Source organism: Vibrio marinisediminis (assembly GCF_014050145.1).
Lineage (GTDB): Bacteria > Pseudomonadota > Gammaproteobacteria > Enterobacterales > Vibrionaceae > Vibrio > Vibrio marinisediminis.
In genome coordinates, this window is the sequence record NZ_JACFYF010000008.1 from 56,629 (window position 1) to 75,210 (window position 18,582).

Annotated in this window: 16 protein-coding genes; all 16 read left to right on the top strand. The window is 44.5% G+C overall.

Translation table 11 applies throughout. The annotated features are described in order from the left end of the window. Nucleotides 1-205: 205 nt before the first annotated feature. Nucleotides 206-934 carry a 30S ribosomal protein S2 gene (gene rpsB / locus H2O73_RS13390; RefSeq protein ID WP_182109370.1) on the top strand — a complete coding sequence of 243 codons (729 nt, stop codon included), beginning with the start codon at nt 206-208 and terminating at the stop codon, nt 932-934. Between the two features lie 130 nt (nt 935-1,064). Further along, nucleotides 1,065-1,910 carry a translation elongation factor Ts gene (gene tsf, locus H2O73_RS13395; RefSeq protein WP_182109371.1) on the top strand — a complete coding sequence of 282 codons (846 nt, stop codon included), beginning with the start codon at nt 1,065-1,067 and terminating at the stop codon, nt 1,908-1,910. Between the two features lie 182 nt (nt 1,911-2,092). Then, nucleotides 2,093-2,824 (top strand): UMP kinase, encoded by a 732-nt coding sequence (gene pyrH, locus H2O73_RS13400; protein ID WP_182109372.1) that lies wholly within the window; start codon nt 2,093-2,095, stop codon nt 2,822-2,824. A gap of 89 nt (nt 2,825-2,913) precedes the next feature. Continuing rightward, nucleotides 2,914-3,471, top strand: a complete 558-nt coding sequence (gene frr, locus H2O73_RS13405; protein ID WP_182109373.1) for a ribosome recycling factor — start codon at nt 2,914-2,916, stop codon at nt 3,469-3,471. Nucleotides 3,472-3,564: 93 nt separating this feature from the next. Next, nucleotides 3,565-4,320, top strand: coding sequence for a polyprenyl diphosphate synthase (uppS, locus tag H2O73_RS13410; RefSeq protein WP_182109374.1), 756 nt, complete (start codon nt 3,565-3,567; stop codon nt 4,318-4,320). 10 nt (nt 4,321-4,330) lie between these two features. Continuing rightward, the gene (locus tag H2O73_RS13415) at nt 4,331-5,176 is read left to right on the top strand and encodes a phosphatidate cytidylyltransferase (RefSeq protein WP_182109375.1); all 846 of its coding nucleotides are present in this window, start codon (nt 4,331-4,333) and stop codon (nt 5,174-5,176) included. Between the two features lie 45 nt (nt 5,177-5,221). Beyond that, nucleotides 5,222-6,430: a 1-deoxy-D-xylulose-5-phosphate reductoisomerase gene (ispC, locus tag H2O73_RS13420; RefSeq protein WP_182109376.1), complete on the top strand. Its 1,209-nt coding sequence runs from the start codon at nt 5,222-5,224 to the stop codon at nt 6,428-6,430. Further along, nucleotides 6,427-7,785: a sigma E protease regulator RseP gene (gene rseP, locus H2O73_RS13425; protein ID WP_182109377.1), complete on the top strand. Its 1,359-nt coding sequence runs from the start codon at nt 6,427-6,429 to the stop codon at nt 7,783-7,785. The genes ispC and rseP overlap by 4 nt, the downstream gene beginning before the upstream one ends. Before the next feature lie 39 nt (nt 7,786-7,824). After that, complete coding sequence (bamA, locus tag H2O73_RS13430; RefSeq protein WP_182109378.1) at nt 7,825-10,233, top strand: outer membrane protein assembly factor BamA; 2,409 nt, start codon at nt 7,825-7,827, stop codon at nt 10,231-10,233. 15 nt (nt 10,234-10,248) lie between these two features. Further along, complete coding sequence (locus H2O73_RS13435) at nt 10,249-10,758, top strand: OmpH family outer membrane protein (protein WP_182109379.1); 510 nt, start codon at nt 10,249-10,251, stop codon at nt 10,756-10,758. Nucleotides 10,759-10,764: 6 nt separating this feature from the next. Then, nucleotides 10,765-11,796: a UDP-3-O-(3-hydroxymyristoyl)glucosamine N-acyltransferase gene (gene lpxD / locus H2O73_RS13440; RefSeq protein WP_182109380.1), complete on the top strand. Its 1,032-nt coding sequence runs from the start codon at nt 10,765-10,767 to the stop codon at nt 11,794-11,796. A 145-nt stretch (nt 11,797-11,941) separates the two neighbouring features. Beyond that, on the top strand, nt 11,942-12,394 hold the full coding sequence (fabZ, locus tag H2O73_RS13445; RefSeq protein WP_182109381.1) for a 3-hydroxyacyl-ACP dehydratase FabZ: 453 nt from the start codon (nt 11,942-11,944) through the stop codon (nt 12,392-12,394). A 3-nt stretch (nt 12,395-12,397) separates the two neighbouring features. Further along, nucleotides 12,398-13,186 carry an acyl-ACP--UDP-N-acetylglucosamine O-acyltransferase gene (gene lpxA / locus H2O73_RS13450; protein WP_182109382.1) on the top strand — a complete coding sequence of 263 codons (789 nt, stop codon included), beginning with the start codon at nt 12,398-12,400 and terminating at the stop codon, nt 13,184-13,186. An 81-nt stretch (nt 13,187-13,267) separates the two neighbouring features. Further along, a complete protein-coding gene (gene lpxB / locus H2O73_RS13455; protein WP_182109383.1) occupies nt 13,268-14,416 on the top strand; it encodes a lipid-A-disaccharide synthase in 1,149 nt (382 codons plus the stop codon). Then, a complete protein-coding gene (gene rnhB, locus H2O73_RS13460; RefSeq protein ID WP_182109384.1) occupies nt 14,413-15,036 on the top strand; it encodes a ribonuclease HII in 624 nt (207 codons plus the stop codon). The genes lpxB and rnhB overlap by 4 nt, the downstream gene beginning before the upstream one ends. Nucleotides 15,037-15,079: 43 nt before the next feature. After that, nucleotides 15,080-18,559, top strand: coding sequence for a DNA polymerase III subunit alpha (dnaE, locus tag H2O73_RS13465; RefSeq protein ID WP_182109385.1), 3,480 nt, complete (start codon nt 15,080-15,082; stop codon nt 18,557-18,559). The last annotated feature ends 23 nt before the right edge of the window (nt 18,560-18,582 follow it).

Here is an 18,582-nt window from a genome sequence, read left to right on the forward strand (position 1 = left end):
CCAAATAAGGTGGAAATGTGATATAAAGCGCGCCGGAACATCGTCTGTTGTCTTCAACTTCATTATGAGTTGGCGAAGCAGATGACGACCAAATAACTTTATTCTTTAAATCACACACATTTCGACACATATTCCGGGGTGCTGGGCAGAAGCCTGGTCGGAGTTATGGGAAATGTGGAGGCCTAACCCCATAGAGGATTTTAAAATGGCAACTGTATCAATGCGCGATATGCTTAAAGCTGGTGTTCACTTCGGTCACCAAACTCGTTACTGGAACCCAAAAATGAAGCCATTCATCTTTGGTGCTCGTAACCGCGTTCATATCATCAACCTAGAACAAACTGTACCAATGTTCAACGAAGCTCTAGCTGAACTAGCTAAAGTTGGCGAGAAGAAAGGTAAAGTTCTATTCGTAGGTACTAAGCGCGCTGCATCTGAAGCTGTTAAAGAAGCTGCAATCGCAAGCAACCAGTACTACGTTAACAACCGCTGGTTAGGCGGTATGCTAACAAACTACAAAACTGTTCGTCAGTCTATCAAGCGTCTAAAAGAACTTGAAGCGCAAGCTCAAGACGGTACTTTTGACAAACTAACTAAGAAAGAAGCTCTAATGCGTACTCGCGAAATGGAGAAGCTTGAGAAATCTCTTGGTGGTATCAAAAACATGGGCGGTCTACCAGACGCTCTATTCGTAATCGACGCTGATCACGAACACATTGCGATTAAAGAAGCAAACAACCTAGGTATCCCAGTATACGCTGTGGTAGATACTAACTCTAACCCAGATGGCGTAGACTACATCATCCCAGGTAACGACGACGCGATCCGCGCAGTACAACTATACCTAAACGCTGCAGCTTCTGCTGTAACTGAAGGTCGCAACAAAGACGTTGCTGTAGCTGCAGAAAAAGACGGTTTCGTAGAAGCTGAATAATTCAGGCTCCGAGTCATACTTGGTCTATATGCAAACTTTTTGTAGCATAGATTAAGTTATAGTTATCAACAGGGGCCGACAATGTAGGCCCCTGTTTTTTACCTTATTTCGAATCAACGAGGAAGACAGAATGGCAACTGTAACTGCTGCTCTAGTTAAAGAACTTCGCGAGCGCACTGGCGCTGGCATGATGGAATGTAAGAAAGCGCTTGTAGAAGCAAACGCTGACATCGAACTAGCAATTGAAAACATGCGTAAATCTGGCGCAGCGAAAGCAGCTAAGAAAGCTGGTAACGTTGCTGCTGAAGGCGCAATCATCATTAAAGAAGAGAACGGCGTTGCTGCTCTTCTTGAAGTGAACTGCCAAACTGACTTCGTAGCAAAAGATGCTAGCTTCAATGCATTCGCACAAGAAGTAGCGGCAGAAGCACTAGCTTCTAAAGCATCTGTTGAAGAGCTACAAGCTAAATTTGAAGATGCTCGCGTAGCACTAGTTGCTAAAATCGGCGAAAACATCAACATCCGTCGCGTACAGTACGTTGAAGGTACTGCAATCGCTTCTTACCGTCACGGTGAGAAAATCGGTGTTGTTGTTGCTGGTGAAGGCGATGCAGAAACTCTTAAGCACGTTGCTATGCACGTTGCAGCTTCTCGTCCTGAGTTTGTTAACCCAGAAGACGTACCAGCTGACGTAGTTGCTAAAGAGAAAGAAGTTCAAGTTGAAATCGCTATGAACGAAGGCAAACCTCAAGAGATCGCAGAGAAAATGGTTGTTGGCCGTATGAAGAAATTCACGGGCGAAATCTCTCTAACTGGTCAAGCTTTCATCATGGAGCCTAAGAAAACTGTAGGCGAAATGCTTAAAGAAAAAGGTGCTTCAGTTGTTAACTTCGTACGTCTAGAAGTTGGTGAAGGCATTGAGAAAGCTGCAGAAATGAGCTTTGCTGATGAAGTAGCAGCGGTACAAAAAGGTTAATCCTTAGAGACCTGCGAATTATTAGACCGTAGCCAAGGCTGCGGTCTTTTTATGATCAGCGATTGAGCGTTAATTGTGATGAATAAGTATTAGACTGTAAGTATGCGATTTCAGTGGTCTTATATTTCTAGTATCGATTCATGACTGTTAATTCATAACTCTCTTTTTGGAAGGTAAAATCCATGACAACGAACCCTAAACCAGCGTATCAACGTATCCTGTTAAAACTGAGCGGCGAAGCTCTTCAAGGCTCTGAAGGTTTTGGTATTGATCCTGCAATTCTTGACCGTATGGCGCAAGAGGTAAAAGAGCTGGTAGAACTAGGTGTTCAAGTTGGTGTTGTAATCGGTGGTGGTAACTTATTCCGCGGTGCCGGTCTGGCTGAAGCGGGTATGAACCGTGTTGTTGGTGACCACATGGGTATGCTAGCGACGGTTATGAATGGTTTGGCAATGCGCGATGCATTACACCGTGCATACGTTAATGCTCGTGTTATGTCGGCTATCCCACTGAAAGGCGTGTGTGATGACTACAACTGGGCTGATGCGATTCGTGAACTTCGCCAAGGTCGTGTTGTGATCTTCTCTGCAGGTACAGGTAACCCATTCTTTACGACTGACTCTGCTGCGTGTCTACGTGGTATTGAGATTGAAGCTGATGTTGTTCTAAAAGCGACAAAAGTTGATGGTGTATTTACTGCTGACCCTGTAGCAAACCCAGACGCGGAGCTGTATGATGAGCTAAGCTACGCAGAAATTCTTGATAAAGAACTGAAAGTGATGGATTTAGCAGCATTTACACTTGCTCGCGACCACAAAATGCCAATCCGCGTATTTAACATGAACAAGCCAGGTGCACTACGTCGCGTGGTAATGGGTGAAGCTGAAGGTACACTAATTACCGATAAAGCTTAATCTGTGCAGTCGCTGTTTAGAAAAATGGCGACTAACCGAATAGCCCTGTTAGAATTTCTTTGATAAAGAAGAATTATTAAGGTGAAACCGTGATTAACGAAATCAAAAAAGACGCGCAAGAGCGCATGGAAAAAAGTGTTGAAGCACTGAAGAGCAACCTTTCTAAAGTTCGTACGGGTCGTGCACACCCAAGCCTACTTTCAGGTTTGTCTGTAGAATATTACGGTGCGCCAACGCCTCTTAACCAAGTTGCAAACGTAGTTGCTGAAGACGCTCGTACTCTGGCTATTACTGTATTCGACCGTGAGCTTACTCAAAAAGTTGAAAAAGCAATTCTACAGTCTGACCTAGGCTTAAACCCTATGTCTGCAGGTACAATTATTCGTGTACCACTTCCACCGCTAACAGAAGAACGTCGTAAGGATCTTGTTAAGATCGTTCGTGGCGAAGCGGAAGGTGCACGTGTTGCCGTACGTAATATTCGTCGTGACGCAAACAGTGATCTAAAAGGTCTACTGAAAGATAAAGAGATTTCTGAAGACGAAGATCGTAAAGGTCAAGAAGAAATCCAAAAGCTAACTGACGTTGCCGTTAAAAATGTTGACGACGTATTGGCTGCAAAAGAAAAAGAGTTGATGGAAGTTTAATTCTTCAACCCTCTTCAAAAAAAAGCACTGTGCTCACCGCGCAGTGTTTTTTTGTGCTACTCTTTGTCCCCTGCTAGTAATCCATAAACCTCTATGCATAATTCACAACTCTCACCTGAACTGCTCCCTAAACATATTGCCATCATCATGGACGGCAATGGACGTTGGGCGAAAGCGCAAGGCAAACCAAGAGTCTTCGGGCATAAAAACGGTGTTGCTGCGGTTCGAAAAACCATTTCTACTGCTGCCCGTTTGGGTGTCAAAGCTGTTACATTATTTGCGTTTAGCAGTGAAAATTGGCGCCGACCTGAAGAAGAGGTTGGAGTGCTAATGGAGCTGTTCATTACTGTGCTATCAACAGAAGTGAAGAAGCTGCATAAAAATGACCTACGCCTTAGGGTGATTGGTGATACCAAACGTTTTAGTGAAAGATTGCAGAAAAAAATCGCTCAAGCCGAAGCATTGACGGCAGACAATAGCGGTATGGTAATCAATATTGCAGCTAACTATGGCGGTAAATGGGACATCACCGAAGCCGCTAAACAGATCGCATTGCAAGTCCAGCAGGGTGAGCTTTCAGTTGATGAAATTGATGAAAGCTTGATCACTCAGCACCTGACAATGTCCGATTTGCCAGAAGTTGATCTGTTAATTCGTACCAGTGGTGAGTGCCGTATCAGTAATTTTATGCTTTGGCAGTTAGCCTATGCTGAGATTTACTTTACTCCAATTTATTGGCCAGAATTCAATGAAGATAGCTTAGTTGAAGCTATTTCTTGGTTTATCGAGCGTGAACGTCGCTTTGGTTGCACTGGCGAACAAGTTAAAGCACTAATGGAATGCCCATAAGGACTCAAGTTTGAAACAACGAATTATCACCGCACTTATCCTTGCACCATTAGTGATTCTAGCGATTTTTAAGCTTTCTCTACCTCTTTTTATCGCGCTGATTGCTTTGGTTACCATGATTGGCTTCTGGGAATGGACTCAGTTCGTTGAAGCTAAATCCCGTCTAGTTGCTTTACTACCCAGCATTATTGTTACCGGTGTTAGCTTTGCTCTAATCCCATTTGATGCTTATAGCCTCAATCATTTATCGACTATTCATTACGCGATACTCACGGTCGGTTTTATCTGGTGGGTTTTCTCCAGTGGATTGGCTATCACGTATCCTAAATCGGCGGCTTTGTGGCAACACTCCACTTTACTTCGTCATCTGTTCGGCATACTAACGATGCTACCATTTTTGTGGAGCATTATTATGTTGCGCGCAGAAGGCGTAACGCTTGATCCTTACCATGGTTCAAAGTTAGTACTCTATGTTTGTTTTATTGTATGGGCGGCAGATAGCGGCGCATACTTCGCAGGTAAAAGTATGGGTAAGCGCAAAATGGCGCCCCATGTAAGCCCGAATAAAACCATTGAAGGTCTTGTTGGTGGTTTGATTACTGCGCTACTGGTTGGTTGGGCAACCACACAATGGTTTGATATTAAGTTTGCAAGTGTTGGTGCGTTTATTGGTATCACTCTGGCAACCGTGGTGATCTCGGTACTCGGTGACTTGGTTGAGAGCATGTTTAAGCGTGTCTCGGGTATCAAAGACAGCAGTAACATCATTCCTGGGCATGGTGGTGTGCTTGACCGTATTGACAGTTTAACCGCTGCGTTTCCTGTATTTGCTCTTCTTTATTTCTTATTCTCTTAAGTAGAGCGAGATTGTTCTCGCTCTCTTAACTATCGGTTTCTAGCTATGCGTAATTTAACTATTTTAGGTGCAACCGGCTCCATAGGAGCAAGCACACTAAAAGTGATAGAAAACAATCCAGAACAGTTCCGTATTGTTGCTTTAGCTGCCGGGCAGAATGCAGAGAAAATGACCCAGCTTTGCCTTAAGTGGCAACCTGTTTATGCCGTTATGGCTGATGAAAAAGCAGCGGCTCAATTAGCGCAACAGCTTAAATCTCATGGTTCGAAAACTCAGGTCATGGCGGGTGTTGATGCCATGTGCGAAGTAGCAGCGCTTGATGATGTTGATACTGTGATGGCGGCAATTGTGGGCGCCGCTGGGCTTATGCCTACCATGGCAGCCGTGAAAGCAGGTAAGCGCGTTCTATTAGCCAATAAAGAAGCTTTGGTGATGTCAGGACAGCTATTTGTTGATGCTGTCAAAGAAAGCGGCGCTGAGTTACTACCCGTTGATAGTGAACATAATGCCATTTTTCAATGTTTACCAAGTGAAATTCAAACCAATTTAGGTCACTGTAATCTTAGTCAACATGGCATCGAACATATTCTTTTGACGGGCTCTGGCGGTCCATTTCGTTATTGCGATTTGGATGTTTTAGATCATGTCACACCTGAGCAAGCGATAGCTCATCCAAACTGGTCAATGGGACCAAAGATCTCGGTTGATTCAGCCACCATGATGAATAAAGGACTTGAGTATATTGAGGCTCGCTGGTTATTCAACGCCAGTCGTGAGCAGATGAAGGTACTCATTCATCCTCAATCTGTCATTCATTCCATGGTGCAATATAAAGATGGTTCAACGTTAGCGCAGCTTGGTGAGCCAGATATGGCGACCCCTATCGCACTGACGCTCTCTTACCCTGATCGTGTTAGCGCTGGTGTTAAGCCGCTTGATTTTACTCAAGTGGGTGAGTTGACATTCCTACAGCCTGATTTCCAACGTTATCCTTGTTTAAAATTGGCGATTGATGCGTGTTATATCGGTCAACATGCCACAACTGCGTTGAATGCTGCGAACGAAGTGGCGGTTGAAGCGTTTTTAAATCGTGAGATTTCATTCACACATATTGCACGTGTCAATAATTGGGTGACCGAACGGATTTGTTCGATGAATACCCAGCTAAAGTGTGATAGTTTGGACAGCATTTTAGAGGTCGATAGAATGGCTCGCTCTCTAGCAATGAACTTTATCAGTGGACGTAGAGTATGAGTGGAATACTGTGGAATCTTATCTCATTTATCATTGCCCTAGGTATTTTGGTTGCGGTACATGAGTTTGGACATTTCTGGGTAGCACGTCGCTGTGGTGTGAAAGTCGAGCGCTTTTCGATCGGGTTTGGTAAGTCTATCTGGCGTAAAGTCGGCAAAGATGGTACCGAGTACACTATTTCCGTTATCCCGCTTGGTGGTTATGTAAAAATGCTGGATGGGCGTGTAGATGACGTCCCACAAGAAATGTTGCAACATGCTTTTGATCGAAAGCCGCTTTGGCAACGCACATCAATTGTCGCCGCAGGACCTGCATTTAACTTCTTGTTTGCGATCTTCGCTTATTGGCTGGTTTTTTTAATTGGCGTACCCGCGGTGAAGCCTGTCGTTGGGGAAATCACCCCGCATTCGATTGCTGCACAAGCCGGATTAGAATCTGGTATGGAACTAAAAGCGATTTCAGGCGTCAAAACCGCGGACTGGGAATCAGTCAACATGAGATTGGTTTCACACATTGGTGACGAGAGTTTAACCATGTCGGTCGTGCCGTTTGATAGTATCGGAAGTGAACGCCAAGTTCGTTTAGATCTCACTAATTGGCAATTTGACCCAGAAAAACAATCAGCAATGTCTGCGTTAGGTTTTAGACCCTATACCCCTGAAATTTCGCTGACATTACAAACCATTTCTCAAGGTAGTGCGGGTGAGGCTGCTGGGCTGTTAGCGGGGGATAAATTAACCGCGATTAATGGACAACCGATTCACAAATGGCAACAGTTGGTTGAGTTAGTACGTAGCCACCCAAATCGTTCGCTTGAGGTTGAGGTGTTGCGAAATGGGGCGATGGTTACTGTCACGCTGATTCCCCAAAGTAAAGAATTAAGCGATGGCACGATGATAGGCTTTGCCGGAATCGCACCTGAAGTCGCAGAATGGCCGGAAAACTATCGATTCGACCTGAAATTTGGTGTATTTGAGTCTATTAGTAAAGCGGTCGACAAAACAGGGCAAGTCATCGAGTTGACAATCACTATGCTGAAAAAGCTTATTGTTGGTGATGTCGGTTTGAACAATTTAAGTGGACCAATAACCATTGCCAAAGGTGCAGGTACAACAGCTGATTATGGCTTAGTGTACTTCTTAGGTTTCTTAGCGTTGATCAGTGTGAACTTAGGCATTATCAATTTAGTTCCACTACCAATGCTAGACGGTGGACATCTACTGTTTTTTGCTGTCGAAGCAATCATCCGTCGACCAGTACCAGAAAAGGTACAGGAAATGGGTTACCGATTCGGTGGTGCAATATTATTTGCCCTTATGGCCGTGGCGATTTTTAACGACTTTGCGCGTTTATAACGTGATTTAAAGTTGTAGTAAGGAATAACTAAAACAAATATGGCGATGAAAAAAATTCTGTTGGCAACCATTTTGGCGACTAGCGTCTCAGCTCACGGTGCCGAAAACTTTGTAGTGCAAGATATTCAAATTGAAGGCTTGCAGCGTGTTGCGCTTGGTGCAGCACTACTAAAAATGCCAATTCGTATTGGTGATACGGTCAGCAATCAAGATGTTGCCGAGATCATTCGTGCACTCTATTCGACTGGTAACTTTGAAGATATCAAAGTTTCGCGCGACAACGATGTTCTGGTTATTCAAGTGACAGAACGACCTACCATTTCGACAATCTCATTCTCTGGCAACAGCGCGATTAAAGATGAGCAGTTGCAACAAAACTTGGATGCATCTGGTATTCGAGTTGGTGAGGCGTTGGATCGTACTACCTTATCTAATATCGAAAAAGGGTTGGAAGATTTTTATTACAGCGTTGGTAAATATAACGCAACTGTACAAGCTGTTATTACCCCATTGCCGCGTAATCGTACTGACTTAAAATTTGTTTTTACCGAGGGTGTATCAGCGAAAATTCAACAGATTAACTTTATTGGTAATGAAGTCTTTTCTGATGATGATTTGATGTCGCGCTTCAACCTCAATGCCAATGTTTCTTGGTGGAACTTCTTGTCTGATGATAAATATCAGAAGCAAGTTCTTGCGGGGGATATCGAAGCACTTCGTTCATACTACCTTGATCGTGGTTACTTAAAGTTCCAAGTGACTTCAACGCAAGTGGCGATCTCTCCGGATAAAAAGGGTGTATACATTACCTTAAACATATCTGAAGGGGCGCAGTATACGGTTGACCAAGTTAAATTCCGTGGTGATTTAATCGGCAAAGAAGCTGAGTTTGAGAGTTTGGTAACCTTTGAACCTGGTGAAGTTTATAAAGGTTCAGCGGTGACTTCTTTAGAAGAAGGGGTGAAGCGTGTTTTAGGGGAAGCGGGCTATGCCTACCCACAAGTACGAACCATTCCAGAGTTCAATGAAGAGACTAAACAGGTTTCCTTGGTGATTAATGTCGAGCCGGGCAAGCGTGTTTATGTACGCGATATTCGCTTTGTGGGTAACAACTCAACCAAAGATGAAGTATTGCGTCGTGAAATGCGTCAAATGGAAGGCAGCTGGCTAAACTCCAAAGCGATTGATACCAGTAAAGGTCGTTTAAGTCGCTTAGGCTTCTTTGAAACTGTTGATGTACAAACGGTGCGAGTACCGGGCAGTGATGACCAAGTGGATCTGGTTTACCGCGTTAAAGAGGCGAACTCAGGTAGTGTCAACTTTGGTATTGGCTATGGTACGGAATCAGGGATCAGCTTCCAAGTAGGTTTGCAGCAAGATAACTTTGCGGGCACTGGTAACCGTGTTGGTATCAACGCGATGATGAACGACTACCAGAAAAACCTAACATTAGAGTACCGCGACCCATATTGGAACCTTGATGGTGTCAGTCTTGGCGGTAAAATTTTCTTCAATACCTTTGAAGCATCCGAAGCGAATATTTCTCAGTACACTAATGAAAGTTACGGTACCAATTTAACTTGGGGTTTCCCGTTTGATGAATTGAATCGCTTTGAATTTGGTATAGGTTACACGCACAACAAAATTGGCGATGCAGAAGACTCTTACCTGCATGTTCAACGATTTATGCAAAGTCTTGGTGTCGATCCTGGCGAAGATATTGTTACTGACGACTTCGATATTAATCTAGCTTGGACACGTAACAATCTAAACAAGGGTTATTTCCCTACCGCAGGTAGTTACCAGCGTGCGTCATATAAGATGACGGTTCCAGGCTCTGATGCTAAGTACTTTAAGCTACAGTACGACATACGTAACTATATACCATTGACGAAAAAGCATGACTTCTCATTATTGATGCGTGGTCGTTTAGGTTATGGTAATGGTTATGGCAAAACGGATGGTAATGACAACTTATTCCCATTCTATGAAAACTATTATGCGGGTGGTTTTTCGAGCTTGCGTGGCTTTGCGGCAAACAGTGTTGGTCCTCGAGCGGTATCAAAAAACACCTCAGGTAGTTGTGGTAACAACGGTTGTATAACCGCAACGGATGACTCAGTGGGTGGTAACGCAGTCGCGTTAGCCAGTTTAGAGCTTATCTTCCCTACACCATTTGCCTCGGAAGAAGTACGCAGCCAAGTGCGTACTAGCGCATTTGTCGATGCGGCAAGTGTATGGGATACCGAGTTTGTTTATGACTCTAGTGTGACAGATAAGTATTATGATGATTTTTCAGATCCAATGAATTATCGTGCTTCTTATGGTGTCGCTCTTCAATGGATGTCACCAATGGGTCCATTGGTCTTTGCGGTTGCTAAACCGATTGAAATTTATGAAGGTGATGACGAAGAATTCTTCTCGTTCACCATCGGCAAAACCTTCTAATTTAAGGAATATAAAGTGAATAAAACAATTAAAGCGGCTGGTCTTGGCCTTTTGGTAATGACATCTTCTCTTTTTGCTAATGCAGCAGAAGCCGCACAGAAAATCGGTTACATCAATACTGCTCAAGTATTTCAAGAGCTTCCACAGCGTGAAGCTGTATTGCAGCAAATGCAAAAAGAATTTAAAGACAAAGCGGATGAGCTAAAAGCAATTCAAGCTGAAGCCAAAATTAAGATTGAAAAGCTAAAGCGTGACGGCGAGCTACTTGGTCAAGAAGAAGTTGAAAAGCTTCGCATTGAAATTGGTCAGCTGGATAGCAAGTACAAAATCAAAGGTCAAGCTTTAGAGCAAGCGTCAGCACGCCGTGAAGCGCAAGAGAAAGCAAAACTTTTCCAAGTTATTCAAAAAGCGGTAAAAGAAGTCGCAGAGAAGCAAGGTTACGATATGATTATTGATATCACTGCACTGCAATACTCAAAAACAGAGTACAATATCTCGGAAGACGTAATCAAAGCACTAAAATAATACTCTATGAAGACACTAACTTTAGCCGAATTGGCAACAATTACTGAAGGCGAACTACATGGTGACGCCAATGCAATCGTCACCATGGTCGCACCAATGGATAAAGCACAAAAAGGTCATGTAACTTTTTTGTCTAACCCTAAATATGCTAAGCATCTAGCCGACTGCCAAGCAACGGTCGTTATGGTGAAAGCTGCGCAACTTGAGCAATGTCAGGGAAATGCTCTGGTCGTGAATGACCCGTATGTGGCATTTGCGAAAGTAGCACAGGCTCTGGACACGACGCCGAAAGCGGCAAGTGGTATTGCACCTTCTGCGGTGATCGCAGAAACAGCGACGATCGGAGCAAACGTTTCGATTGGTGCGAATGCAGTTATTGAAGAGGGTGTTGAGCTCGGTGATAATGTTATTATCGGCGCGGGTTGTTTTATTGGTCAATCGGCTAAAATTGGCAGCAATACTCAACTATGGGCAAATGTCAGCATTTACCACAATGTTGAAATTGGTCACTCATGTTTGGTGCAATCAAATACAGTCATTGGTAGTGATGGATTTGGTTACGCTAATGAGAAAGGCGAGTGGATTAAAATTCCACAGCTCGGCTCAGTTCGCATTGGTAACCGTGTAGAAATCGGTTCAGGTACGACAATTGACCGTGGTGCTCTAGATGATACGGTTATTGCAGACAATGTCATTATTGATAACCAGATCCAAATTGCTCACAACGTAGAAATTGGTTATGGCACAGCGATGGCTGGTGGTACCGTGGTGGCTGGTAGTACCAGAATTGGTAAGTACTGCATTATTGGTGGCGCATGCGTTATCAATGGTCATATCGAAATTGCGGATGGCGTAACGATTACCGGTATGGGTATGGTTATGCGCAGCATCGAAGATAAAGGTATGTACTCATCAGGTATTCCGTTGCAGTCAAACAAAGAGTGGCGTAAAACTGCAACTCGCGTCCATCGTATTGATGAGATGAACAAACGCTTAAAAGCTGTTGAGAAACAGCTTGATGAAAAAACGGAATCTTAATTCCGTTTATTCGAAGAAGACTCGCGAGGGCGGGTCTTTTTTGTCTATATACCTTTCAGATACTTCTTGAACATAGCATCGAGAGCTGACTTGGGTATAATGCCTGCCAGAAAAAGAACTAAGCATTCAAAATAGGAATATGACTTTGACTACTGAAAAGAAAACGATGAACATTACTGAAATTCAGGAATTGTTACCTCATCGCTACCCATTCTTATTAATTGACCGTGTGACTGATTTTCAAGAAGCGACTTATCTCACCGCAATTAAAAACGTCTCTGTGAATGAACCTCAATTTACCGGTCATTTCCCGCAACTTCCTGTATTTCCTGGTGTCCTAATTCTTGAAGCGATGGCGCAAGCCACGGGCTTATTGGCATTCAAATCATTTGGCGCGCCATCAGGTAATGAGTTGTACTATTTTGCCAGCGTCGATAATGCTAAGTTCCGTAAACCAGTGACACCTGGTGACCAATTGGTTATCGAAGTTGAATTTGTTAAAGAACGCCGTGGCATTGCAGCATTTACTTGTAAAGCGAAAGTCGACGGTGAGGTGGTTTGTTCTGCAGACCTGAAATGTGCTCGTAGAGAGTTTTAGTCTATGATTCATGAAACCGCTCAAATCCACCCAGCGGCGGTGGTTGAAGAAGGTGCCAAGATTGGTGCTAACGTTACTGTTGGTCCATTTACCTACATCACATCGAATGTTGAAATTGGTGAAGGCACTGAAATCATGTCGCATGTTGTGATTAAAGGTCACACTAAAATTGGTAAAGATAACCGTATCTTCCCTCATGCTGTGATTGGTGAAGAGAACCAAGATAAGAAATATGGTGGCGAAGATACCACTGTCGTGATTGGTGATCGCAATGTGATCCGTGAAGCGGTGCAAATTCACCGTGGTACGGTACAAGACAAAGCAACCACAGTAATTGGTAATGACAACCTATTGTGTGTTAATGCACACGTTGCTCATGACGTAATTGTTGGTAACCACACTCACATTGGTAACAATGCGATTCTTGGTGGTCATGTAACGGTTGGCGATTACGCTGGTGTGATGGCGCTTTCAGCAATACACCCATTCTGTACGGTTGGCGAATACGCATACATTGGCGGTTGTTCAGCTGTGGTACAAGATGTGCTGCCTTATGTGCTGGCTCAAGGTAACCATGCGTCACCATTTGGTTTAAACCTTGTTGGCTTAAAACGTAATGGCTTCGAAAAGCCAGAGCTGCGTGCATTGCAGAAAGTCTACAAAGAGATTTACCGCTCAGGCAAAACACTAGAAGAAGTTAAACCTATTTTGGCTGAGATGGCACAAGAGTGGGCATCAATTACGCCAATGTTGAAAATGCTTGAAACCACTGAACGTGGCATTATTCGCTAAACGATTGAGCACTTAAAGTATAAAAAGATCGCAGTGCTAAACTGCGGTCTTTTTGTGTTTTTACGCTGGGGAAATCTGACGATGGAAAGACCGCTTAGAATTGGGATTGTTGCTGGTGAGTTATCTGGCGATACATTAGGTGAAGGCTTCATTCAAGCAATTAAGCAACGTTATCCCAACGCCGAGTTTGTCGGTATTGGCGGACCAAAAATGATAGCCCAAGGCTGTGACTCTCTGTTTGATATGGAAGAGTTATCGGTTATGGGGCTGGTCGAAGTTTTAGGGCGTCTACCTAGACTACTTAAAGTCAAAGCTGAGTTGGTGAAATTTTTCACGGATAATCCGCCTGATGTCTTTGTTGGTATCGATGCGCCTGATTTCAATCTGCGTCTTGAACTTGATCTAAAAAATGCCGGTATTAAAACCGTTCATTACGTCAGTCCTTCAGTATGGGCTTGGCGCCAAAAACGCATTTTTAAAATTGAAGCCGCAACCAATTTAGTGCTGGCATTTCTGCCGTTTGAAAAAGCCTTTTATGACAAATTTAATGTGCCATGTGAGTTTATCGGGCATACCTTAGCCGATGCGATTCCACTCGAATCAGATAAAGCACCAGCACGAGAGTTACTTGGTTTAGAGCAAGATAAACGTTGGCTTGCAGTACTGCCCGGTAGTCGAGGCAGCGAGCTTAAAATGTTAGCAGAGCCTTTTATCATGGCATGCAAGCAACTCCATACTAAGTTCCCTGATTTGGGGTTTGTGGTGGCATTAGTCAATCAAAAACGACGCGAACAGTTTGAAATGGCGTGGATGCAGCATGCACCGGAGCTAAAGTTTAAACTGATTGATGATACTGCAAAGAATGTTATTACGGCGGCTGACGTCGTCATGCTTGCTTCTGGAACGGTAGCGCTTGAATGTATGTTGGTGAAACGTCCTATGGTGGTTGGCTATAAAGTGAATGCCTTAACAGCGTTCATTGCCAGTCGAATGGTAAAAACCAAATACGTTTCTCTGCCGAACATTTTAGCGGATGAAGAATTGGTCAAAGAATACCTTCTACAAGATTGCACACCCGAGAACCTTGCTTCAGAAGTTGAGCGTCTGCTTGGAGAGCAAGGTGAGCAAATGGTCGAAAAATTTACTGAAATGCATCATTGGATCCGTAAAGATGCCGATCAACAAGCGGCAAATGCGGTGTTAGATTTAATTGGTATGAGCAAAGAGTGATGACCAAAGAAAAAAAAGAGCTGCCACCATTTGAATACCCGCAGGGCTACCAGTTGATTGCTGGTGTTGATGAAGTGGGGCGAGGTCCTCTTGTCGGCGATGTGGTCACCGCAGCGGTGATTTTAGACCCGAACAATCCGATTGAAGGCCTGAACGATTCCAAAAAATTGAGCGAGAAAAAGCGTTTAGCTTTACTGCCTGAGATCAAAGAAAAAGCACTGGCTTGGTCAGTTGGGCGCTGTTCACCAGAAGAGATTGATCAGCTCAATATTTTGCAAGCGACCATGGTAGCGATGCAGCGTGCAGTCGCCGGTTTACACATTCAACCAGATCTTACTCTGATTGATGGTAACCGCACCCCAGAATTACCAATGGATGCGGTTGCGGTAGTGAAGGGCGATCTTCGCGTGGCTGAGATCAGCGCCGCTTCAATTATCGCTAAAGTGGTTCGAGACCAAGAAATGGAAGAGTTGGATAAACAATATCCTCAGTTTGGTTTTGCTAAGCACAAAGGTTATCCAACCAAAGCTCACTTTGAAGCCATTGATCAACATGGCGTGATTGAGCAACATCGTAAAAGCTTCAAACCAGTGAAAAAAGCACTCGGACTCGAAGAGTAATCGCGTAGAATAGTCAGTTAAGCGTCAAAGCCGGAAACAATTAATGTCAGATCCAAAGTTTATTCACCTTCGTGTTCACAGTGATTTCTCCATGGTTGATGGTCTTTCAAAGGTCCCGCCATTGGTGAAAAAAGTCGCGGAATTAGGCATGCCAGCCGTGGCATTAACTGATTTCACGAACTTATGTGGTTTGGTGAAGTTTTACGGAACGGCGCATGGTTGTGGTGTAAAGCCTATTATAGGTGCCGATTTTGCAGTGCAATCTCCGGAGTTTGGTGATGAGCTGACTAAACTGACGGTACTTGCTGCTGATAATGTCGGTTATAAAAACCTGACGTTGCTGATTTCTAAAGCTTACTTACGTGGTCATGTACAGCACCAGCCTGTGATCGACCGAGATTGGTTGCTTGAACTGGCTGAAGGTTTGATCCTCATCTCTGGTGGTAAGAGTGGTGATGTCGGTAAGGCGCTGCTTAAAGGCAATAAAGCTCTTGTTGAGCAGTGCGTCAGTTTTTATCAAAACAATTTTGCCGATCGCTTCTATTTAGAGCTGACTCGTACCGGTCGAGCTGATGAAGAAACTTATCTTCATTTTGCTCTAGAGCTGGCCGAGCAGAAAGATCTACCTGTCGTGGCGACGAACGATGTGGTTTTTCTCTCGCCAGAACTATTTGATGCTCATGAGATCCGTGTTGCGATTCATGATGGTTACACTCTAGAAGATCCTCGCCGTCCTAAAAATTACAGCCCTCAGCAATACTTACGCACAGAAGAAGAGATGTGTGAGTTGTTTGCAGACATTCCTGAAGCGCTAGAAAACAGCGTCGAAATTGCTAAGCGTTGTAATGTCACGGTTCGATTAGATGAGTACTTCCTACCCGCTTTCCCTACAGAAGGTATGGAAGAGACGGAATTCTTGGTGATGAAGTCTGAAGAGGGTTTAGAAGACCGTCTTGAGTTTCTGTTTCCAGATCCCAAAGTGCGTGCTGAGCGACGACCAGAATACGATGACCGCTTAAAGATTGAGCTTGAAGTAATCAATAATATGGGATTCCCAGGTTACTTCTTGATCGTAATGGAGTTCATCCAGTGGTCAAAAGACAACGATATTCCTGTTGGTCCGGGTCGTGGTTCAGGTGCTGGCTCATTGGTGGCTTATGCGCTGAAAATTACCGATCTTGACCCGCTTGAATACGATCTACTCTTCGAACGTTTTCTAAACCCAGAACGTGTCTCGATGCCCGATTTTGACGTCGACTTCTGCATGGATAAGCGTGACCAAGTTATTGATCACGTGGCAGAAATGTATGGTCGAGACGCCGTATCACAGATCATCACTTTTGGTACTATGGCAGCAAAAGCGGTTATCCGCGATGTGGGTCGTGTACTCGGGCACCCATTTGGTTTTGTCGATCGTATCTCAAAATTGGTCCCACCTGATCCGGGGATGACTCTTGAGAAAGCCTTTGCCGCAGAGCCGGCCTTGCCTGATCTCTACGCTGCCGATGAGGAAGTCAAAGAACTGATCGATATGTGTCGAATCCTCGAAGGGTGTACACGAAATGCGGGTAAACACGCGGGTGGTGTGGTTATTTCACCAACAACCATCACCGACTTTGCCCCTATTTATGCCGACGCCGAAGGACACTTCCCGGTAACTCAGTTTGATAAAAACGATGTCGAAACTGCAGGCCTGGTTAAGTTTGACTTCTTGGGTCTGCGAACACTGACGATTATCGACTGGGCGCTGGGACTCATTAACCCGCGTTTAGAGCGTAATGGCGAAGCACCTGTGCGGATTGAATCGATTCCGCTAGTGGATGAAGCCTCATTCCGCGTGTTGCAAAACTCAGAAACCACCGCCGTATTCCAGCTTGAATCGCGTGGTATGAAAGATCTGATCAAACGCCTGCAACCGGACTGTTTTGAAGATATCATCGCATTGGTTGCCTTGTTCCGTCCGGGACCGTTGCAATCTGGCATGGTTGATAACTTTATCGACCGTAAGCACGGTCGAGAAGCGATCTCATACCCGGATGAAAAGTGGCAACATGAGTCGTTAAAAGAAATTCTGGATCCGACCTACGGCATCATCCTTTACCAAGAACAGGTAATGCAGATTGCTCAGGTACTCTCTGGCTATACCTTGGGTGGCGCAGACATGCTTCGCCGTGCTATGGGTAAGAAAAAACCAGAAGAGATGGCAAAACAGCGTGCCACCTTTGAAGATGGTGCGGTGAAGAACGGCGTCGACGGCGAGTTGGCGATGAAAATCTTCGACTTGGTAGAAAAGTTTGCCGGTTACGGTTTTAACAAATCGCACTCAGCCGCTTATGCATTGGTCTCTTACCAAACACTGTGGTTAAAAACCCATTATCCGGCCGAATTTATGGCGGCGGTAATGACGGCCGATATGGACAACACTGAGAAGGTGGTTGGTCTGGTCGATGAATGTATCCGCATGAAGCTTAAACTGTTGCCACCGGATATCAATGCGGGTTTGTACCGATTTAACGTCGATGAAGATGGTGCGATTGTTTATGGTATCGGCGCGATTAAAGGGGTAGGTGAAGGACCAATTGAAGCGATTCTTGAAGCGCGTAATAAAGGCGGTCACTTTAAAGACTTGTTTGATTTCTGTGCGCGTATCGATCTTAAGAAGGTCAACAAACGCGTTATTGAAAAACTGATTTATGCGGGTGCCTTAGATAGACTCGGTCCGCACCGAGCGGCACTAATGGCATCATTACCTGACGCGGTCAAATCTGCCAGCCAGCACCATCAAGCGGAAGCTTTTGGTCAATCGGATCTGTTTGGTGTTTTAACCGAAGCGCCAGAAGAAGTGGAAAACAAGTACACCAAAGTTCCACCATGGCCAGAAAAAGTTTGGTTAGAGGGAGAGCGTGAAACCTTAGGTCTTTATTTGACCGGTCACCCAATTAATGCCTATATCAAGGAACTTGGTAAGTACACCAGTTGTCGATTAAAAGATGCGACGCCTACAAGGCGCGACCAATCGGTCACAATTTCAGGTCTTGTTATTGCCTCTCGTGTGATGACTACTAAGCGCGGAACTCGCATTGGTATCATGACACTGGATGACCGTAGTGGTCGAATGGAAGTGATGCTGTTCTCGGATGCATTAGAAAGATATGCAGAACTGCTTGAAAACGATAAAATTCTTGTAGTTTCCGGACAGGTCAGCTTTGATGATTTTAACGGGGGGCTTAAAATGACCGCGCGCGAGGTAATGGACCTTGGCGCAGCACGTGAAAAATATGCACGTGGTCTTTCTGTCTCGATTAGCGAATCGCAAGTCGACAGCCAATTTTTTGAGCGCTTTAGCGGCGTTCTAGAGCCTTATCGAGCGGGAACTATTCCTGTTCATGTTTATTACCAACGTAAAGATGCAAGAGCACGTTTGACGTTGGGAACAGAGTGGCGAGTAACGCCAAGTGACGCTCTATTAGATGATTTAAAACAACTGCTTGGTCCTGACCAGGTAGAACTCGAATTTAACTAAATTTAGCACACGTTGCTGAATCA

Coding starts and splice junctions, on each gene's coding strand:
- lpxA (WP_182109382.1), top strand. CDS start 12,398: ATGATTCATGAAACCGCTCAAATCCACCCAGCGGCGGTGGTTGAAGAA.
- rseP (WP_182109377.1), top strand. CDS start 6,427: ATGAGTGGAATACTGTGGAATCTTATCTCATTTATCATTGCCCTAGGT.
- uppS (WP_182109374.1), top strand. CDS start 3,565: ATGCATAATTCACAACTCTCACCTGAACTGCTCCCTAAACATATTGCC.
- rpsB (WP_182109370.1), top strand. CDS start 206: ATGGCAACTGTATCAATGCGCGATATGCTTAAAGCTGGTGTTCACTTC.
- tsf (WP_182109371.1), top strand. CDS start 1,065: ATGGCAACTGTAACTGCTGCTCTAGTTAAAGAACTTCGCGAGCGCACT.
- lpxD (WP_182109380.1), top strand. CDS start 10,765: ATGAAGACACTAACTTTAGCCGAATTGGCAACAATTACTGAAGGCGAA.
- bamA (WP_182109378.1), top strand. CDS start 7,825: ATGGCGATGAAAAAAATTCTGTTGGCAACCATTTTGGCGACTAGCGTC.
- lpxB (WP_182109383.1), top strand. CDS start 13,268: ATGGAAAGACCGCTTAGAATTGGGATTGTTGCTGGTGAGTTATCTGGC.
- dnaE (WP_182109385.1), top strand. CDS start 15,080: ATGTCAGATCCAAAGTTTATTCACCTTCGTGTTCACAGTGATTTCTCC.
- ispC (WP_182109376.1), top strand. CDS start 5,222: ATGCGTAATTTAACTATTTTAGGTGCAACCGGCTCCATAGGAGCAAGC.
- pyrH (WP_182109372.1), top strand. CDS start 2,093: ATGACAACGAACCCTAAACCAGCGTATCAACGTATCCTGTTAAAACTG.